The sequence below is a fragment of the Paenibacillus tundrae genome (genome assembly GCF_030812775.1).
Lineage (GTDB): Bacteria > Bacillota > Bacilli > Paenibacillales > Paenibacillaceae > Paenibacillus > Paenibacillus tundrae_A.
Genome location: NZ_JAUSTI010000004.1, coordinates 313,068 through 331,921, shown reverse-complemented (window position 1 = coordinate 331,921; position 18,854 = coordinate 313,068). Strand labels below are relative to the sequence as shown.

The following is an 18,854-nucleotide window of genomic DNA, read 5'->3' as shown; positions in this document are numbered from 1 at the left end:
GCGGAGATGCAAGTCCTCTGATCCGGATGATTCTCAGCTACAGGTTTCCAAGCTGTATTAACGACGACTTGGCTCCTTAGCGTGCCTGATTAAAGTTGTGAGGCTTGCACAAGACCTATGCATTCACATCTCAACAACTCAGGAAAATTTTTATCATTTGCTTCTCCGAGTAACAAGGAGCGTGAATATGTTTTACTCTAGGGTTTTCTGGAATCAGCCATTGCCTTTAAGGCGTTCTCAAAATAGCTATATACTTCATCTGCAATTTCCAGAAACTCTTCAACAAGTACACTATGACAATCCAAGTAACAAGCATACAGATAATCAACTAGAGCGGAGTCAATGTCACAATAGTCTACGATGGCATTCTTCATCTTAAGCATGTCATCTTGCCATACACCTGTATCTACTAAAACCAAAGAGTATAATGCACGAATCAATCTCTTAGAGTAACCTTTAATATATCTAGTTTTTAATGCGTTATCACTAGTATTAGAAAGTGAACGGTGTATACGATCTACTTCCTCCTTGGTCTCTGTATTTAAGTCTAAAATGAATTCTGGAGAAATAATGATCGGGAGCACTTTTTCACCAATGTCATCCCCATGTATGCAAACACAAATGATCTTAACCCAGAAACCCCACTCATTCGGTTTATTTAATACATCGTCTATGGAGCAAATTATCGTATCAATCTTAGTTACGAATGGATATTCTTCCAAAAGCCTGTCTTTGATATTCGACAATCTTTCGTAATCGATATCTTTGGGATTTTCACATACAATCGTAAAGTCTGCATCTGACTTAAAAGGTGTAGCAGTTCCTTTGGGAATCGAACCGCACATATAAATACTATGAATTTTACCTTTGAATTCGGTACGTACATGATCTATATACTTATCAACCAAATCCATATATTCACTTTGTATTTCAACTCTATTTATTACTTTTTCTAATATCATGTAGACCCTCCTAAAATGCTTGATTCATTAAGATTGAGATATATTCTTCATCTTTAAGCCTTGTCACCTTTACAGTTCTCATTGGATTCAAATGCTACTATTCTCTCTTCAATTGTTTTATTCGTACTATCTTTAAATTTGTCCTCTCGATCATAGTGAGGAAAAATAAGCTTGTCTGTTATACCTAATGCTTTAAAATCTGTTAAATCCATTGTATTCATCTGTGGAGTAAAAAAATCGACAATGTTAATATTCGGCCCCAGTAATAACGTTCCAGCACTCACTCCAACTATAATTACATTCTGTGTGGCCAATGTTTTAATAATTTCATCAGCACCACTTTCCTTAGCGTAAAACAATAATGTAAATGGATTTCCACCATTGATATATATAACATCGCTATGTATGAGAAGTTGCGGATCATCAAATTCTATATCTACAAAATCAATATGCTGAAACCCCATATCTTTGAAGTCCTGCACCGCCCTTTGTGCATATCTATTATTTTCTTTCATAGGGGATGCTGTTGTAATAATAGAGACCTTTAATTGAGAAATATCTCTTTCAATCAAACTCAGAAATTGATTCTTAATATCTTCAGTATTAAAACCACACGAAGTTAGTAACAAGCTACTCATCGAAATCCCCAGCCTTAGATAGCTCTTATCTTGGGCTGGGGCGTTTGTTGTCTGATCATCTTCCAGTATTATACACCTCACAACCAAGGGACGAAAGTCCACAACGTGAACAATGTGTTAGGTGATGTATAAGCTAAGCCATCTCTGAATACTTAATAAATCTCGTTAATTAGTTCTGACAAATTGTTCAGTTTGTATTTTATATTCCCTAATTACTAATTCAAATTTCATTATTTCTTCTTTACTAAGTCCTTCTGTATCGATCTTCAAGTACCCGGATACCTCTTCTGATTCATTACTTTCAATTTTTTTATTTACTTCTAGTCGTATAGAATCGTCAATTAATCTATCTTGTAAATCTTTAGATATTACTGGCTGGATCGATATTATTAAGATTGGTTTTCCTAATTTATTTTGCAAGTTGACGCTATAAGATACTTCAGTTATATCTGGGCTTTCCCCACCTAAGGAGGTAGATGTTTGATTAATCACAATACCATCGTCCATGATTTCAGATTTACCACTACTTACTTTACAACTAATTAATGAAAAAGTAATACATATTAATAATATTGCTACTAAGACTTTCTTCATGAATATGTTACTCCTTTAATTACTTGTATTTCACCTAACATTTCCGTATTCACAATCCAGCAAATGCTAGATGTCCATGACTTCTATGAATCATCCTAATAGGTTTTCTATTTGTTTCTTATGATGTTCATCATGATGTAAGAATATTTTTAAATATCTTTCATATGTATAAGGTCGTTTATCATTACCTATAAAAAATCGAATTTCTGAATGATCTACCTTATGAAAATGGTTTACTAAATGAGTTCGAGTTTCAATAAACGTTTTAATCATACTTTCTCTGTCTTTAAAATTCCTTAGCCTTCTCTATCGCTTTTAAATTATGAGTATCATGATCGACGAACCCTGGTAGTTTCACTTGATCTTTTATGTTTGGAAGCATCGTATTTAAAGTATAGGTATCCCAGTTCCACAGATGTGCCACAACTTCCTTCACCGTCCACTTTCCAGGAGAGATCGGCTTTTCCCAAGTTATATCATCAATTAATTTTACAAATTCATTGAAATCTTCAAACTGGTCTAATAGTTTCTTATTCATCTTCTTTAATCCCTCCTGAATGGACTTTACATGGATTCCCCATAACGTTTGTTCGTTCAGACCCGATATATGTCAGGTGGCCAGCATACGCCAGATCAAGGACGATTGCCCGCAACGTGAATTTGAGTTTAAACGACGTAACTTTAGGCTCAAATACTAAGAGCCTCCTTCATAAATTGATTTGGAAATTTTTTTAGCTTTACTAATGGAGTGCCGTTGTTTATTTTATTTAATTCGATGATATTCATTTCTTGTATTGGTAAATAATCCTCAATCATGAATTCAGTCATTTTAACCATATCTGTCATTGATCCAAGGACACTTCTATCATACGTTTTGATGAACTTCATACTGTTCGCATTACTAATGTAGTTGTTAATTAAGTTTTCAGAGATTCCTTCCGCCTTTAAGTTTTCTATAAGTGAATTGAGAAATATCTCTTTAAAGTTCTTATAATGTTCCTTCTTTATTCCAAACAAAATGAAGCAATACCTCGTCTTATTATTCATAATAATTAAGTTATTCTTTTTAGCCATTCGAAATACATTGGCATGCCATTTGTAGAGTTCATTCTCTAATTCATTGTCTTGTTCTTCGATAAAAGAGCTAGAATCAAATAGCTTCTTGGTACATGAGATTGTTATCATATATATTTCCTTTCACAGTCTATTTCATCTAACGTTCCTGTATTCACGAACTCCAACGGTGTGTCTGCTGAAATGCTCCTCTGAAATCCATCCAGCAGACCAAGGCTCCGTTAGGAGCCACTGCTTGAATATAATGTTAGATGGTGTAGCTGCCTACTTTGAAATACCTTCAGTTGTTCTTACAAAAAAGAACATCAAGCCAATGTTACACTTGATGCTCTTCTATCCACTGTTGTATGTTCTCTTCTGTGAATTCACCTGCTGCGGTCTTCAATCCCAGTTCAACTAATTCTGCTTGCTCATACTTTACAGAAATCTCATTTAAACGTAATAAAAGTAGCATAATTGCAACCCCTATACGTTTATTCCCGTCAATAAATCCATCATTCTTTATTAGAGCAAATGTAGTAACAGATATTTTCTTTATATTTCCTTCGTAAAGTTCCTGTCCATCAAAAGTTGCTTCTGCTTTCTTAAGAGCACTTTCAATTAGCCCAAGATCTCTAACCCCATCGGAACCACCCGTTGACTTAATAATCTTAGTATGTAATAGAAGAATTTGTTCAAGACTAAGGCACTTCATTTCGATAATTCCCTAAGTGCCTCAATATTATCATTTATAATATCGTCCATGAGCGAATCCATTTGCTTATTACTACGATTCTTTAGGAATTCAACAAAATCAATCACTTCAATTTTCTTGTCATCAGGCAATGTCAAAAAGTCTTGAATAAGTTTCTCTTCAATACTCACTCTGCATACCTCCTACACTTCTTTGTTTTTTATTATACACTAAAGTTTGAGTGGACTTAACATCCGTTTCTAATGTTTATTTGGTTTTGCGGCTATTTCATCTAACGTTCCTGTATTCACGACTCGACGTATGTCGAGTGTCCAGCGAATGCTGGACCAAGGACGAATGGCCGCAGCGTGAATATTATGTTATAAGATGTCCCTGCCTTTAATTTTTATAATATGGTTTTATTCAGTAATCTCTAAAATGACCCTCTTGTTTTTAAATGCCTTTCCCATATTACATTTCCTCCTTGAGATACTCTAATTGTAGAAATGGCTAGGGAATCCGAATGTTCGCTCCCTTCCGTCCTTCACAAAAATTCTGATGAAATCGCGGCTTGACTTCAACTATGTTTTAAGTCCGAAGATGAGGAAGTCGACATAAAATGCTCAATTTTGGAGGCCTCCATTATGCATCCAGCAGATCGATCTATCGGGGAAGCGGCGGCGCATTTCGGACTGCCGGAATCCACTCTGCGATATGACGAAAAAAAGGCTGCTGCCTCGTCTCACGCGGGACGAGGCTTTCGGCAGCCTATTCATCTCCCGAAAGCCTCGTCCAGCCTCAACGTGACGTCCGGGCTGGACGAACATAAGTATCCAGAAACGCATTGCTGAATTTTCCGTTAGGGTCATACTTGTCGATCAACTTCCGAAACGGCGGCAGCTTGTCGAATTGTCCCTGCAGGACATCGGCCGGTACCGTAAACAGTTTGCCCCAATGCGGACGTGCGTGAAACGGCGCCAGCGCTGCTTCCAGCAGCGGAAGCACGCGCTCGACCTCCTGCCAGTCGTCCCGCCAAGTGAAGTGAAACGCCACCGAAGATTGATCGCAAAAAGGGCTCAGCCATAAATCGTCCGCAGCGATCGTGCGCAATTCGCTAACGAACAAAATCGGCGCAAGATGCTCCCGCAGCCGGTGAACGGCAAGCGCCGCTTCATATACATGCTCCCGCGGCATCAAGTATTCGCTCTGCAGCTCTTTGCCGGCACTCGGCGTAAATTCCATACGGAAATGCGCGAGTCGCTCATGCCACATCCCCGGCTTACCGAGCTGCTCCGTGCAGTTTTCCGCATGCATGTTCGGTAGCGGATGCACAGGGGCCGTCGCAGGCAGCGCTCCGTAATAGTCCGCATGTCCGGCATAGCTTGCGCCATCTTCTTCCCGGCATTTTGTCCATACCTGATGAAATCTCGGCTGCTGCCAATCCGTGAACAAACTTACGCTGTAAGCGCCCGTAAAGATGCCCTCCGCGTTTTCTTCAAGCTGCGAAAGCGGCAGATTCTCATAAACGAACTGTCTGATGGAATAAGCCGGCACGACGTTCAGCGTCAGCTTCGTCACGATGCCGAGCGCGCCGAGGTTCACGACGACGCCAGCGAATTCCGCATCGCCGCGGCTGAATGTATGCAGCTCTCCGTTCCCGTCGACCAGTTCGATACCTTCCACCGCTGCCGCCAAGCTTCCGTTACGGCTGCCTGAACCATGGGTGGCCGTAGCGGCGGCGCCGGCAACCTTGATATGAGGAAGCGATGCCAGATTATGAAGCGCATAATCGGTCAGAGCGAGCTCCGCGCATAGTTCCCCGTACGTGATCCCTCCTTCGACCGTTACCGTGCCGCGTTCTTCGTTTAAGGCCAACATGCGGTTCCAATGCCTCAGCGAAACGAAGATCCCGTTCGTATCCGTGATCGCATTAAACGTATGGCCGCTGCCCGAAACCTTGATTTTCCGATGCTCTTTGACCAACTGCTGCAGGTGCTCCACGCTTTCGGGACAGATCATTTCGGTCGCGCCGTAAGTAAAGTTGCCGGCCCAATTTTGATAACTCATTCGAGGTCCTCCCAAGTTTCAAATAATAAAGTGCTTCTTTAAAAATCCGAGCGTCATTTCTAACCTTACCCTTTTTAATGGCCTAGTCTTTACCTATTTAAGATAAACCGTTTCCACGCTTCAATTCGCTGCCGCAGAAATGGCGTCCTGCTTTAAAGCCAACACCGTCTTTAACATTTCTACCTTTATCTGTTTCTTATCTGTTTTTTGATTCCCTATTTTACTTATTCAATTCGTCTTCTTCGAGCCGATCGAAGGGCTCGTTATTTAAGAATGGCTCGTCATTCAAACGATTTTAATCAGCTCTTAGTAATTACGTATAACGTTCCTGTATTCGCGACTCGACGTATGTCGAGTGTCTGGCGCATGCCGAGCCAAGGACGAATGTCCGCAGCGTGAATATGATGTTATAAGATGTCCCTCTTTCTTTGAATGTCTATACCTTTTTATAGTTTTCTACTTTATATTCATACTGGATCAGCTGCCCTTCTCTTCCTATTTCTTTATAACCTAGCTTTTCGAGCAGTCTTCTAGAGGCCATATTATACTCATTTGTTTCTGCATGAAATAAATTGATTCCAAATTCCTTCAATCCATATTCCATCATTTTTCTGCTCGCTTCAAACCCTATGCCTTTCCCCCTGTATTGGCTTACACCTATTGCAATTACCAATTCTGCTCTCTGATCTTTTATGTAAGCCAGGTCCGTATAGCCAATGAGTTCACCCTTATATTCAATTCCTTTTCGTACAAAACCATCTAAGGGCAGTCTCTATTTTGCTCTTCCTTCCTACTTGGTTTAATTGTTTGGTTTGTGGGATTTCTTATAACGTTCCTGTATTCATGAACCCCAACGGGGTTGTCTGCCGATTCCCTCCTCGAAATGCATCCAGCAGACCAAGTCTTGGAAGGAGACCTAGCTTGAATATTATGTTAGGCGATGGGCTTACTTCTTTGTATAATCTACGACGATGTACTTTTCTCTTTAATGACGAACTGTTTAAAATAATCTTTGAATATCTCATAAATAACTTCTATCTCTTTAATTTCTTCATTGAATTTACTCTCTATTTCTTCTTTTTGCTTGTACTCGATGTTTATATCAAATTCAGAATTTTCATACTCATTCAATAGTTCATAAAAATATTCACAATCTTCTTTTACAGCCTGACATCCATCAGCATACTGTCCAGATGAAAACAAAAAATTAGCCCAAGATATTTCTCTTCTATCGTACCTTAAGTACAAACAAGCAATATACTGATCAAATAATTTGCTCTTATACACATCAATAAATGGTTCAGAATTAATGTATTTATGAACGATTTCAATAGCGCTTGGTTGAAAGCGCGCCGTTGCTAATTCAATGATCCAATAAGGTGGCTTTGTATATTCAAGAATGATATCATCACAAAAGAGTTGGAAATGCTTATACCAAATCAATTGACTCTCAAGTATGATACTCAGCTTACAAGCAAATTCTTTATTAAGTTCTATCTTCATTGAAATTCTCCTTGTTTAAAGCCTTTCGCCTAACGTTTCTGTATTCACGAACCCCGAAGGGGTTGTCTGCTGAAATCCCTCTTCGAAATTCATCCTCGCAGACCAAGGCTTCAAAGGAGCCGCGGCTTGAATATTATGTTAGGTGATGTTACTGACTCCTTTGAATAACTACAACCATTCTTTTTTTAGCATTGCATTATGTATTGATTCCATAAACCTATACAGTTTATTAACAGTAGTAGTCATGTGTTTATACTCTATTTTTAATTTTTCTCCTACAATTAATTCTTTATTCTCACTGTACAAATCAAGAAACTTAGAATCAATTATACCATTTTTATGCGCTATTAAATTTCTTAATGCATATATATCGTTAACCGCCATTTTGAAAGAAGTAGTTTCACTATTGTCTAAATTATGAGGTGAAGCAAGAATGTTATAGACTTCATACATATTTTTATTTCTAATTAATTTATTCACTGTATTATCTATATGTTTTTGCTTCATTTCTTGAATATTAGCATTGAATATATCATGCAGTTTTATCCCTGGTGTGTTTTTCACATATTTCAAAGGGTACTTATTTACCAAAAGGTTAGTGATCCCTTAAATGTATATCTCAAGTATTCCATAAGCTCTTATAATCACACTCTCATATAACTTTGTAGTTAATGTATCGTCTTCGATTTGTTTAACAATGTCTTTAATTGTGACATCAAAATTTATCTGTAGACTAAAATCATCTTCATTTATGTTATTAGCGGAATTCATAAATTCCTTATAGATGAATTTAGATGCTTCTGCAAATATAGTTAATTCCTTAATATTTTTTACTGCTTCTACTCCAAGAAGATTAACTTTATGCTTTAACAATTTATTTCCTCCTTAAAATTTTGCTTAGCAATTTCACCTAACGTTCCTGTATTCATGAACCCTGAAGGGGTTGTCTGCTGAAATGCTTCTACGAATCCCTTCCCGCAGACCAAGACTCCGAAGGAGTCGAAGCTTGAATATAATGTTACATGGTGTAGACGCCTACTTTGAAATACCTTCAGTTGTTCTTACAAAAAAAAGAACATCAAGCCAATTTTACACTTGATGCACTTCTATCCACTTTTGTATGTTCTCTTCTGTGAATTCACCTTCTGCGGTATTCAATCCCAATTCAACTAATTCTTCTTGCTCATACTTTAGAGAAATATCATTTAGACGTAATAAAAGCAGCATAGTTGCTACCCCTATACGTTTATTCCCGTCAATAAATCCATGATTCTTTATTAGAGCAAATGTAGTAACAGATATTTTCTTTTTATTTCCTTCGTAAAGTTCCTGTCCATCAAAAGTTGCTTCTGCTTTCTTAAGAGCACTTTCAATTAGCCCAAGATCTCTAACTCCATCGGAGCCGCCTGTTGCCTTAATAATCTTAGTATGGAATTGAAGAATTTGTTCCAGACTAAGATACTTCATTTCGATAATTCCCTAAGTGCCTCAATATTTTCGGTTATAATATCGTCCATGAGCGAATCCATTTGCTTATTATTACGATTCTTTAGAAATTCAACAAAATCAATCACTTCAATTTTCTTGTCATCAGGCAATGTCAAAAAGTCTTGAATAAGTTTCTCTTCAATACTCATTCTGCATACCTCCTACACTTCTTTGTTTTTATTATACACTAAAGTTTGAGTGGACTTAACATCCGTTTCCAATGTTGTTTGGTTTTGCGGCTATCTCATCTAACGTTCCTGTATTCACGACTCGACGTATGTCGAGTGTCCGGCGTATGCCGAGCCAAGGGCGTATGCCTGCAGCGTGAATATTATGTTATGTGATGGATGGTCTTCCTGAATTACATTCACCTATTAACTCTTATTCATATCTGTTTGACATAAATCAATTGCTACTTCAAGTTTAATTTGGTTTGTCTTACTTAGCTCTTTTTTATAGGTCTTAATTGATTGGCTCTCGTAACTAATAACTTTTTTAATTATATCTTTTGTCAAAAAATCTATTTCTTCTTCAATTTCTATCAATACAAGCATCTCTCCATTAACGATTAACTTAAAAAAATCTCCTCCTTGATCTGGAATCCAATCTATTATATAAGCCGTTTGAAAATCTTCTACCTTTTCCATTATTGTTTGATGAAGAATCCTTCCGTCTTCCGTATTAAAAATATAGTCATATGTACGTTGAAGTTCAGCGCGATAAGCTTCTTCTGTCGCTGTTCCTTTTAGTTTCATCATATATAGCTCCTTTTCGGTTTCTTACGCAATTTCCATCTTTCATATAACGTTCCTGTATTCACGACTCGACGCATGTCGAGTGTCCGGCAAATGCCGGATCAAGGGCGTATGCCCGCAGCGTGAATATTATGTTATGCGATGCCTTAGCTTTCAGTCCTTGTTCCATCAGTAGTTTTACTTGCACTACAAACCATACAAGATTCTCATTAATTCTTCATCACATTCAACTTGTACTTTATCTGGTATATCTTTAGTGCCTTCTCTATGGATTACGTACAGGTATCCTTTTGTAAGATCAGATAATTTATCAAATGCTTCCTTGTTAAAATATATGTTTTGAGCATTGATTAGAAATTTTCCTTTAATTAGAGGCCATAAGCTTTTAAGTTCCCCTATTTTGTTAGACTGATTCAAATTGTATTGTTCCTTCCATTTATCAAGACTAGCGATCCTTTCATTGTTTTTATAATAAGAAATAATAATATATGGTTTTCCAGCATTGATACAATTTGCAAAGCAAATTGTATCATCAATAATCATAATTTCTGAAAGAGAAAAATTCACTTTACTTAATGGCAACTCAAAAGATACTGTTTCTAAACTAGGTTCTTTATTATCAGCTAGAAGTAGTTTAAGTTCCTCCAGTACCTTCAACATAAGAGGATACAAGTCAAATAATGAATTCACTCGTAAGTTGTAATCCTGAAAAAAAGAAGAATTGGATCCGTCCGGATTAAAAGCAACATATTTAGTTTCTTTAATTAATTCCGAAAGAAATTTAATATTCATTATGTTGTAATATATGTCAAAACTAATCGATTTCAAAGCATACTCTAAGTTTTGAATATTATTCCCTGAATAGTTCCCATTTCCGTCTGTTTCGATCGAAGAGAAAAGTTCTATATCGTGCTTTTTACAAAAAGAAACTGTAACGCTTGCGTCTTCAATATCAACCTCAGAGTAACCACTTTTCCCTATCGTATTAAAAAAAGCTTCTTTGTCTTGTTCTGAATTAATTTTATGGTCATTGAATCGAATTACTTTTTCACCACCACTTAGGTTTTTTAAAACAATCCCTCTAGCGAGAGTATGAGATCGTCTCATGTGATTCTTATTATCACAATCGCCAAATACCTTATTAGCAGCGCAGTAGCTAATATTCTTTTTATTAAGAGATTTATCTTCTGTAATATAACTTAATAATTTTTTATCTTTTTTAGAATATGTCTTTTCCAGTATCTCATTTGCATAAGGATCTATTTTCCTATTAATTTTCGCGTCTTCAACTTCTTTTTTACAGCAATTTTCATACAAATCTCCACTTAGACAAACACACATTTTATTATCCATAGGCAAGTAGTCTTTTGGTGAAAATGCAGGGTAATTGTCTCTGTTAAACAACTCATCATATAATTGAAAATTCAAATTGATTACCTCCAATATTTGTTTAACGAATCCTAAAAATCATTTAACTAACTTTAACAAATTAAAATTCTAAACACTTTCAAAAATCTTTTTTCACACTCTTGTTGATTTTAGATTTTAAAAGGTTTCGCACAACGTTCCTGTATTCACGACCCAGCGTATGCTGGGTGGCCGGCGAATGCCGGGCCAAGGGCGTATGCCCGCAGCGTGAATATTATGTTAGACGGAGTCTTACTCTTTTCGATAGGCTTACTTCTTCTTATACTTACTCTCTTCTTATCGATGTGATTTTCCATTCTCCTTGTACGCTTTGAATGCCCTTTATCCAATTCACTTCTATAATTTCTTTTTGATCTTCGTCTTCATAAATAATGTTTACAACGGCTTCCCCTCTATGATCAGTCTCGTTGATCGTAGTTATAACTAGATCTTTAATTCGCTTTATCTTATGATTCGTTGCTATCTTATTCATCGTAGAGAAGTATTCAATAATACTTGCTTCCTTGTTATTCCAATCCAAAAGCTCTTGAGACTCTTCTAATCTCTGACTGTATAACAACTCGTAATAATCATAAATAATATCTTCCATTGTTTTTCCTACCTGCCTTTGCTTGAGAAGTAAGAATAAAGAGCTTCATAACCTTTTCTTTATGACTTCTCTCACTTTGGTAAGATTTCGTCTAACGTTTTTTGTTCACGAGCCCGAAAGCCTTAAGTGACCAACGGGAACAGGTCGTCAGACTTAGGCTTGCAGGGTTGTCCGGCCGAATCCGCTTCCTTGCTCCTCCACTTCTGCCGGACCCGAGGAGCAATAGCGACGATGCGTGAACATGTTGTTATGTGAGGTAACGACTTAGAATCATAATCATTCAAACCTATTATTATTTATTTGTTCTAAATGTCCTAATTGCTCTTCAAAATTTGTTTGTTTCTTAATAAGATTTATAGCACTACTATATTCTTCAATTAACTTATTCTTCTCATTTTCATTACTAGCATTAATAATCATATCCCTTAATAAATCTATTTTTATTAATTCATAGTACATTTCATTAAAATCCTTACTATTAACGTTAAGCAACACTGTCTTCCATGCAATTTCAGTATTTAATAGTTTATATCTTGGACCTATTGAGTCACTTTTATAAGTGTTAATTAGTTGAACAGCATTTTCTAATTCCATCTTTGCTGCTTCGCTATCAACTGCAAAATTAAAATATAGAGTTATATAAAACACAAGTAATGTTCCAGCAATTCCTATGACTGCCCCTACTACTGCACCAATCAATCCACTAGATAAGTTGGATATTCTATTCATACTCGCCTTCTCCTCGAACACTAAATTTCTACGACAAATAAATTTTAAGTCCAGTACTATTCCCGTTATTTCACATAACGTTCCTGTATTCACGACTCGACGTATGTCGAGTATCTGGCGAATGCCGGATCAAGGGCATATGCCCGCAGCGTGAATATTATGTTATAGGATGTCAACTTCTTCTTAGAAATACACTCAAATTAATTACCCACATATCTTTTGAGTACTTTTTCCATCTTACTTAGTTGCTTTTCCAAAATGTTTATTAAATCCATTAATATAATATTCATTTCAGCTTGTATTTCTTCCCTTAATTTGATGGTTTCTAAAGGAGTTCGCTCATTTGTTCCAAATTCATCGTCAGCAATTTTAAGTGAAATCAATGGATTGTTAACTGACTTAAGAAGAAGCTTATCTTTCCTATTCCTGATTTCTTTCATATTCTCATAAAGGGTGGCATCTATTTTAATACCCTTTTCTGCTGATTCATTAATTAAAAGTGAAATTGAGTCAAAATACCTTGATGGATTTTCAAACGACCCATATCCTTTAATAAAATGTTCATTATGGCTGAAAAAATCATGTTGTTTTTTAAGTTCAAATACAGTTCCCATAAGCAAATTGGTCTTCTCTGGAAATTCATCAATATATTTTTGCCGCACCTGTGTACTAATTGTTTGTTTAACACCTAAGTAAGTAAATAGACCACCAATAACACCACCAAAAACCCCTCCAGCGTAACTGGCAAAAAAACCTATCCATGATTCGGTAGTGCCATGTGTCAATGAGGTATTCCATCCCATCAAAGCTACATTAATTACAAAAGGAAATACCGTTAAAAAAATCAAACCTAAAATAATCAACTTTTTATTCATACAAATATGCACCTCAATATTATTTTGCCTTACAGTTTTTTGAAGTTGATTTCCTATAACGTTCCTGTATTCATGAATCCCGAAGGGTTGTCTGCTGAAATGCATCTCCGAAATCCCTCCGCATACCAAGGCTCCATCAGAGCCGCAGCGTGAATATTATGTTATAGGATGTCAACGACTTCTTTGTAACTGCTACATACTCTAAGATTTCATTTCATTTATTATGCTTTGAAGACCTGAAAGATTTCCTCTACCTAGTGTTGAATAATTTATATGTCTTTGTGACGTATCTATAATTGATTGATTCACCCACAGATTCATTCAAGTGGTAATATAACTATAAAAATCATCTTCTCTCACATCAATTTTATTAGTTCTTGATGGCACATGCTTTTCCAACACTTTCAATATTTCTTGAAATGTAGTTTCTACATCACTACTTGAATTTACTATTCGATATTCATTCGGGAGTTTGTTCCTTCCCCTAATGAGGGAGTTCATTTTTATAGAAGTTTCCCAATCAGTGTAACTATTCCCGTTATCTCTATTTAGAATTCTATATTTAATCACTTCATCTTGATCACTACAAAGTGTCAAAATAGTATAGTTATACCCTTCAAATTCTTTAGGAATATCCAACATTCTAATATCATTAAGATCTGTAATAATAATATGCTTAAACCCATGACGATTATAGTTTTTTACGACCAACATCAAATTCTCAAATGCTAATTGTTCTTCTTCTTTTTGAGTGATCTGAACTGAAGGTGCTAGAGCGCGAAATTCTGGAATCCAACCAAATTCAAAATATGGAGTCCTAAAGTGTTCATGTAATCTCTGGGACAATGTTGTCTTTCCATTCCCAGGCGAACCGTGGAGAATAATAAAATCGATGTTCAAAGTCTTCACCTGCTTACTAAAGAATTTTCGTCTTTATGCTCTAACGCTGATTTCCTATAACGTTTAGGTATTCAGGACATCCATCTCCCTTAGATAGCTCTTATCTTAGGGAGATGGATGTGTCCGGCTGATTCTGCTTCTCTGCTAATAGCGTCTGCCGGTCCGAGGGCCGAATGGCCCGATGCGTGAATATTATGTTAGGCGAAGTACTTGGCTTCCTAGAAATCTCTGATATATTTATTGTAGACATAATTATATGGAGGTGTTACCTTGGGTAATTTAGTGGAACATTATATAACTCATAATTTGATTCCTATTCTCATAAAATTAGGTGTAAACTCAAATACAATCTCAAAAATTTCGGTAGATATCGATTCTAGATTATGTTCAATACTTCACCGTTGGAACGATGAAATTTTCCGTTCAACGGTACTTCTCCATGGAATCGAGGAGGCTTCCTTCTACAATCCTACTGCTAATATTAATACCAAAGCACTTGTTGTTGTTTGTATTAGAAATAGTCTTCTTGAGGATCTTTCAAGTACTATTGCTGCTGCAAAAAGTCTTGGTGCTACAAAACCTCTTATAACTGATGAACAGATCAAAATAATTACTTCGGATGCCATCACTTTCTTTTCAAATCACAATTTATCATCCCAAAATATTAAAAAGCCATTAAGTGATACTTTTGAAAATCTTCAAACGATGTATCCAATTACTTGGAATGCAATGCAAAAACTTAGTCAATGTATCAATTTCGCTAAATTTGGAGCCCATTGTGTTGATAAATCTAACATTTCACTTTCAAAATCAACTTGTAAACCGGAGCAATTCGTTGAAGTTCAAAGTGGCATTGATCCCACTATTAATCATACTTTAAATGAAATACTTGAGCGTATTGAAGAAGGAAAACAACCCTTCTTCTTTTCAGATTCATTTAAAATGATTACTAGAAACCCCGACAAATTATATAAAATTATTGAGATAATCTTAAGATCAAATGCACCGTTAGTCACATTTAACTATTACATCAGTAATGGCTATGTAGCACGTAGAGCTATTCTTCTAAGACCAGCACATTCACAAAAAGATCTGGAAGAAAAACATAAAAGAAACGGCGGTCTAAGAAAAGTACATTTAGAGATCATTAAAAAAATGCGATGATATTGGATGTCCTGATTTTACAAGTATTTCTTCTGAAAATTAGTCAACCTTATTCAATAGAGTCGGATATGCCCAGCCGACTCCGCTTTCTTTCTTCTTAGCTACTGCCGAACCCAAAGGCGAATTTATGTTAGACAAGGTCATGTTACCTCTCATAATTAATTTCATGTACTGGGACTTCCATTAATATAGCTTTACTTCTTTCTTTTGATGCTCTTTTAAATCCACAATGCTTGTAATAGTTTGATAACCTACTGGAACTATTAAATTTACTTTGAGCTTTTGATAGTGTTGACTGCATTGGTTTTGCAAACAAAAAGACAATGCCATTGGCATTTCTTAATAAATACTTGAAAGCATGGTTAATCAACTTTATTCCGATTTTCTCTCCCCTGAAATTCGGGTGAACATCTACTCTCTGTATGTAGTACAAACTTCCATAGTCAAAGTGATCTTCATAAATATCCTCTTCCACTATTTGATTTGCTCTTTCACCGACTATTGCGTGATCTCCATCCAACGCATCTAGCCAATAAAACCATGACATCCCCATTTCCAACCTCCATTCATCTGGAAACTCTGTAATATCAAGACTCGCAATTATTATTTGATTATCTTCAACATAGTATTTAGCTTTGATTTGATTCTCAATATCCTCTGTTAAAGGACCATTAAGTTCGATATCAATTAAATCAAGAGGATATACAAGCCTAACTGAGTGGGAAATCGGTGTACATTCGTCGAAACTCATTTCTGGAAAATCAAACATTCTTCCACATGTATTCAATACAACTTGAGGTGAAAATTCAATTTTAGTAACTTTCTTCTCAATTGTTTCTATTTCAATATACATTTTAGGATTCTCCTTAGTTTTCAAGTATTTCGCCTAACGTTCCTGTATTCATGAACCCCACAGGGGTTGTCTGCTGTAATCCCTACCCGAAATCCATCTGCAGACCAAGGCTCCGAGAGGAGACACAGCGTGAATATTATGTTAGATGAAGTAAATTCTTCTTGCGACTACTTAATTAATTTCTTTATTTCATAAAAAAACTTTTCAGCTTTTGATATGCATTCAATACATATAATTGTATCTAAATATTTGTCACTGTAATCAGCTAATAACCTTTTTTCCTTTACGTCTCTAAAATCAATATAAAATTGATTCTTCAATAGCTTTCTTTTTCTTATGATTTCATGCTTAAGTGTTTGTTCTAATTTTTGATGAGTTTCATCTGGCTTCATACTATTTATTTTCCAATTGCTTAATAATCCATACTGTGCTAAAAGACTTCTAAGAGCTCTCATCATAGAATAATAACATCTATTGATTGAAGAATCATATTGCCCATTTTCACAGTTTACTTTAGCTGTATTTAAAAATGCCTCAGCCTTATGTAGATTAACAATTTTAGTAATTACAGGCTGTAAGATATCTTTACTCAAGTCTTGTGAATCGTTATCAATATAAGTGATCGCTTCTTCAGCTTGCTTAATCAGATTGTTCTCTATTTCTTCCTTATCATTTAAAACGATATCCTCGGAAGAAAAAATACTATTGATAACTTGAATAATAAAATGAGAATCCGAAATATTATAATTTCTGAAGTTATCGAATATTGGTAAATACGAAATAGATGTATTATCTTTTCTTGTATTCCATATGTTCGACACTAATTTTGAACGTTTTCTAAATTCACAATGAAAATAATCTATAAATGATTCATATATATCAGCTACTTCTCCATAAATATATCCTATTAATGTAAATTGGTATGCTGTACGTAATGCTGTATTTAGAGATTGTAGATCATCTTCATACGTACTTTTCCATTCACTAAGATCCACATTATATTCTGGGAATAATTCATCTAATATTATGGAATACTCTGATTTTAAGATATTCAATAGAATATTTTCATATACAGTTGCCTTTATTTTCGGAATCTTATCTTCGATTAGAGCTAATTTATTCCCTTCTTCGGTTTGAATTATATCTCCTCCAAATGTTTGTAATAAACCTTCTAATCCTTCTGAAACTACACTATCATTGTTCATATTTTCAGGATTTGGAGTATAAAAAGAATCTGTGATTAAGCTAACATACTCTTGATCAGTTATACTTTCCCTTTCTTGCCACTTTATCAAGACATTCTTATCATTATCACTCATGTGGACATTAATATATCGAATATAAATATCTTTGGGCAGTTGAAACTCTATTTGATCAAGTGTAATTCCCATTATTATCGGAAAGCTAAAGCCATTATTGGTCATTTTATCCGTCCCTTTCAAATTTATTTCATCTAACGTTCCTGTATTCACGACTCGACGTATGTGGAGTGTCCAGCGAATGCTGGGCCAAGGACGAATGTCCGCAGCGTGAATATTATGTTATGTGAAGGAAATGACCCCTTGATATACTTGCAACTATTCCTTCCTATTCATTAAATCTCTTATAAACTCTTCTTTATTCACTGACGAATAACGCATGGAGGCATTTGCTGCAATTTCTATCAATTTTGCTTTGTCATAATTATCAAGCAACTGGGAATGACTTCGAGTTAAATATTTTATTAAATGTGCTAGAGTTAAAAAGTACACGTCACTTGCAATAGTTAAAATTTCTAATTCATCTTCAGGATTTGATTTTGATAAATCCATCTTAAACAAAACCTTTGAAGAGTAATCTTCTAAAACTTGTGATTGGTACACTTCCAATGAAGTCGGATCTGAATGCTCATGTTTGCTAGCTTTTCTATATAAAGATATATAAATACCAAACTGTAATTTATCTTCTCTTGCTAAGTTTGCTACAGTAATAGGCGATAAACTTCTTATATTATTTAAATCGTATCCATTCCTTCTTAATTCACTTCTTACATTATTTAATTTATTAATCCTATCTGGAAATTCACTTTCGCTATACCATCCATTATCAATGGCTTTTTTCAGATCTCTCAGAAACTTATAGTCTGATTTAAGCGGTTGCATTATAAACTCTTTATATCTTGATTTAGAAGCATCATCATTACATAAGTATTCAATTAACATGTAATTATTAATTTGTGATCTTAGAAGTATATAGGATTCTTCTGTATAATTATTTTCCAACAGAACAATTAATCCATTAAGCAAGTTTGTTTGCTTAGCATATAATAATAAAATATCCCGTACATTCTCATAACCTTCTTGAATAATAATTGGACTTTCTTCCTTAAGAAAATGAGTAGTTACTTCCTCAATAAATCTTTTAATGAATGAGAGTTTTTCTTCTTTCTCCATGATATCACCCCAAATTAATAAGCTTTTTCATTTCTTTCACATAACGTTCCTGTATTCACGACCCGACGCATGTCGGGTATCCGGCGAATGCCGGATCAAGGACGAATGTCCGAAGCGTGAATATTATGTT

Annotated in this window: 24 protein-coding genes; 1 reads left to right on the top strand and 23 read right to left on the bottom strand. The window is 35.5% G+C overall.

What is annotated here, in order from left to right; all coding sequences use genetic code 11:
- Positions 1 to 197 precede the first annotated feature (197 nt).
- From J2T19_RS09790 to J2T19_RS09695, 20 genes are all read right to left on the bottom strand, one after another.
- On the bottom strand, positions 198 to 962 hold the full coding sequence (locus tag J2T19_RS09790) for a nucleotidyltransferase domain-containing protein (RefSeq protein ID WP_307215139.1): 765 nt from the start codon (positions 960 to 962) through the stop codon (positions 198 to 200).
- 53 nt (positions 963 to 1,015) lie between these two features.
- Positions 1,016 to 1,600 carry a Type 1 glutamine amidotransferase-like domain-containing protein gene (locus J2T19_RS09785; protein WP_307215137.1) on the bottom strand — a complete coding sequence of 195 codons (585 nt, stop codon included), beginning with the start codon at positions 1,598 to 1,600 and terminating at the stop codon, positions 1,016 to 1,018.
- A 165-nt stretch (positions 1,601 to 1,765) separates the two neighbouring features.
- Positions 1,766 to 2,194: a hypothetical protein gene (locus tag J2T19_RS09780; RefSeq protein ID WP_307215136.1), complete on the bottom strand. Its 429-nt coding sequence runs from the start codon at positions 2,192 to 2,194 to the stop codon at positions 1,766 to 1,768.
- A 286-nt stretch (positions 2,195 to 2,480) separates the two neighbouring features.
- Entirely contained in the window at positions 2,481 to 2,732 is a 252-nt protein-coding gene (locus J2T19_RS09775) for a DinB family protein (RefSeq protein WP_307215134.1), read from the bottom strand.
- A gap of 149 nt (positions 2,733 to 2,881) precedes the next feature.
- Positions 2,882 to 3,379: a DUF6933 domain-containing protein gene (locus J2T19_RS09770; RefSeq protein ID WP_370874845.1), complete on the bottom strand. Its 498-nt coding sequence runs from the start codon at positions 3,377 to 3,379 to the stop codon at positions 2,882 to 2,884.
- A 205-nt stretch (positions 3,380 to 3,584) separates the two neighbouring features.
- Complete coding sequence (locus tag J2T19_RS09765) at positions 3,585 to 3,962, bottom strand: type II toxin-antitoxin system death-on-curing family toxin (RefSeq protein ID WP_307215130.1); 378 nt, start codon at positions 3,960 to 3,962, stop codon at positions 3,585 to 3,587.
- Positions 3,959 to 4,132, bottom strand: coding sequence for a DUF2281 domain-containing protein (locus J2T19_RS09760; protein WP_307215129.1), 174 nt, complete (start codon positions 4,130 to 4,132; stop codon positions 3,959 to 3,961). The genes J2T19_RS09765 and J2T19_RS09760 overlap by 4 nt, the downstream gene beginning before the upstream one ends.
- A 607-nt stretch (positions 4,133 to 4,739) precedes the next feature.
- Positions 4,740 to 6,008: an FAD-binding protein gene (locus J2T19_RS09755; RefSeq protein ID WP_307215127.1), complete on the bottom strand. Its 1,269-nt coding sequence runs from the start codon at positions 6,006 to 6,008 to the stop codon at positions 4,740 to 4,742.
- A 436-nt stretch (positions 6,009 to 6,444) separates the two neighbouring features.
- A complete protein-coding gene (locus J2T19_RS09750) occupies positions 6,445 to 6,747 on the bottom strand; it encodes a GNAT family N-acetyltransferase (protein ID WP_307215341.1) in 303 nt (100 codons plus the stop codon).
- A gap of 224 nt (positions 6,748 to 6,971) precedes the next feature.
- Complete coding sequence (locus tag J2T19_RS09745; protein WP_307215125.1) at positions 6,972 to 7,511, bottom strand: hypothetical protein; 540 nt, start codon at positions 7,509 to 7,511, stop codon at positions 6,972 to 6,974.
- Positions 7,512 to 7,679: 168 nt separating this feature from the next.
- On the bottom strand, positions 7,680 to 8,084 hold the full coding sequence (locus tag J2T19_RS09740; RefSeq protein ID WP_307215123.1) for a hypothetical protein: 405 nt from the start codon (positions 8,082 to 8,084) through the stop codon (positions 7,680 to 7,682).
- A gap of 33 nt (positions 8,085 to 8,117) precedes the next feature.
- Complete coding sequence (locus J2T19_RS09735; RefSeq protein WP_307215121.1) at positions 8,118 to 8,384, bottom strand: hypothetical protein; 267 nt, start codon at positions 8,382 to 8,384, stop codon at positions 8,118 to 8,120.
- A 216-nt stretch (positions 8,385 to 8,600) separates the two neighbouring features.
- Complete coding sequence (locus tag J2T19_RS09730; protein ID WP_307215119.1) at positions 8,601 to 8,978, bottom strand: type II toxin-antitoxin system death-on-curing family toxin; 378 nt, start codon at positions 8,976 to 8,978, stop codon at positions 8,601 to 8,603.
- A complete protein-coding gene (locus J2T19_RS09725; RefSeq protein ID WP_307215117.1) occupies positions 8,975 to 9,148 on the bottom strand; it encodes a DUF2281 domain-containing protein in 174 nt (57 codons plus the stop codon). Before J2T19_RS09725 ends, J2T19_RS09730 begins: the two co-directional genes overlap by 4 nt.
- A gap of 225 nt (positions 9,149 to 9,373) precedes the next feature.
- The gene (locus J2T19_RS09720; protein ID WP_307215115.1) at positions 9,374 to 9,754 is read right to left on the bottom strand and encodes a hypothetical protein; all 381 of its coding nucleotides are present in this window, start codon (positions 9,752 to 9,754) and stop codon (positions 9,374 to 9,376) included.
- Positions 9,755 to 9,940: 186 nt separating this feature from the next.
- Positions 9,941 to 11,182 carry a hypothetical protein gene (locus J2T19_RS09715; protein ID WP_307215113.1) on the bottom strand — a complete coding sequence of 414 codons (1,242 nt, stop codon included), beginning with the start codon at positions 11,180 to 11,182 and terminating at the stop codon, positions 9,941 to 9,943.
- A 265-nt stretch (positions 11,183 to 11,447) separates the two neighbouring features.
- On the bottom strand, positions 11,448 to 11,771 hold the full coding sequence (locus tag J2T19_RS09710; RefSeq protein WP_307215111.1) for a hypothetical protein: 324 nt from the start codon (positions 11,769 to 11,771) through the stop codon (positions 11,448 to 11,450).
- Positions 11,772 to 12,047: 276 nt separating this feature from the next.
- The gene (locus J2T19_RS09705) at positions 12,048 to 12,500 is read right to left on the bottom strand and encodes a hypothetical protein (protein WP_307215110.1); all 453 of its coding nucleotides are present in this window, start codon (positions 12,498 to 12,500) and stop codon (positions 12,048 to 12,050) included.
- 200 nt (positions 12,501 to 12,700) lie between these two features.
- Positions 12,701 to 13,375: a hypothetical protein gene (locus J2T19_RS09700; RefSeq protein ID WP_307215108.1), complete on the bottom strand. Its 675-nt coding sequence runs from the start codon at positions 13,373 to 13,375 to the stop codon at positions 12,701 to 12,703.
- A 321-nt stretch (positions 13,376 to 13,696) separates the two neighbouring features.
- Positions 13,697 to 14,275, bottom strand: coding sequence for a DEAD/DEAH box helicase family protein (locus tag J2T19_RS09695; protein ID WP_239294143.1), 579 nt, complete (start codon positions 14,273 to 14,275; stop codon positions 13,697 to 13,699).
- 270 nt (positions 14,276 to 14,545) lie between these two features.
- Between J2T19_RS09695 and J2T19_RS09690 the strand changes: the two genes are divergently transcribed.
- On the top strand, positions 14,546 to 15,439 hold the full coding sequence (locus tag J2T19_RS09690; RefSeq protein ID WP_307215104.1) for a hypothetical protein: 894 nt from the start codon (positions 14,546 to 14,548) through the stop codon (positions 15,437 to 15,439).
- Positions 15,440 to 15,584: 145 nt separating this feature from the next.
- On the opposite strand, the gene J2T19_RS09685 is transcribed toward J2T19_RS09690, so the two are convergent.
- The 3 genes from J2T19_RS09685 to J2T19_RS09675 all read right to left on the bottom strand — a co-directional run bounded on the left by J2T19_RS09685 (position 15,585) and on the right by J2T19_RS09675 (position 18,724).
- Entirely contained in the window at positions 15,585 to 16,292 is a 708-nt protein-coding gene (locus tag J2T19_RS09685) for a GNAT family N-acetyltransferase (RefSeq protein ID WP_307215103.1), read from the bottom strand.
- Positions 16,293 to 16,459: 167 nt separating this feature from the next.
- Complete coding sequence (locus J2T19_RS09680; RefSeq protein ID WP_307215101.1) at positions 16,460 to 17,764, bottom strand: HEPN domain-containing protein; 1,305 nt, start codon at positions 17,762 to 17,764, stop codon at positions 16,460 to 16,462.
- Positions 17,765 to 17,869: 105 nt separating this feature from the next.
- Complete coding sequence (locus J2T19_RS09675) at positions 17,870 to 18,724, bottom strand: DUF5677 domain-containing protein (RefSeq protein WP_307215099.1); 855 nt, start codon at positions 18,722 to 18,724, stop codon at positions 17,870 to 17,872.
- Positions 18,725 to 18,854 lie beyond the last annotated feature (130 nt).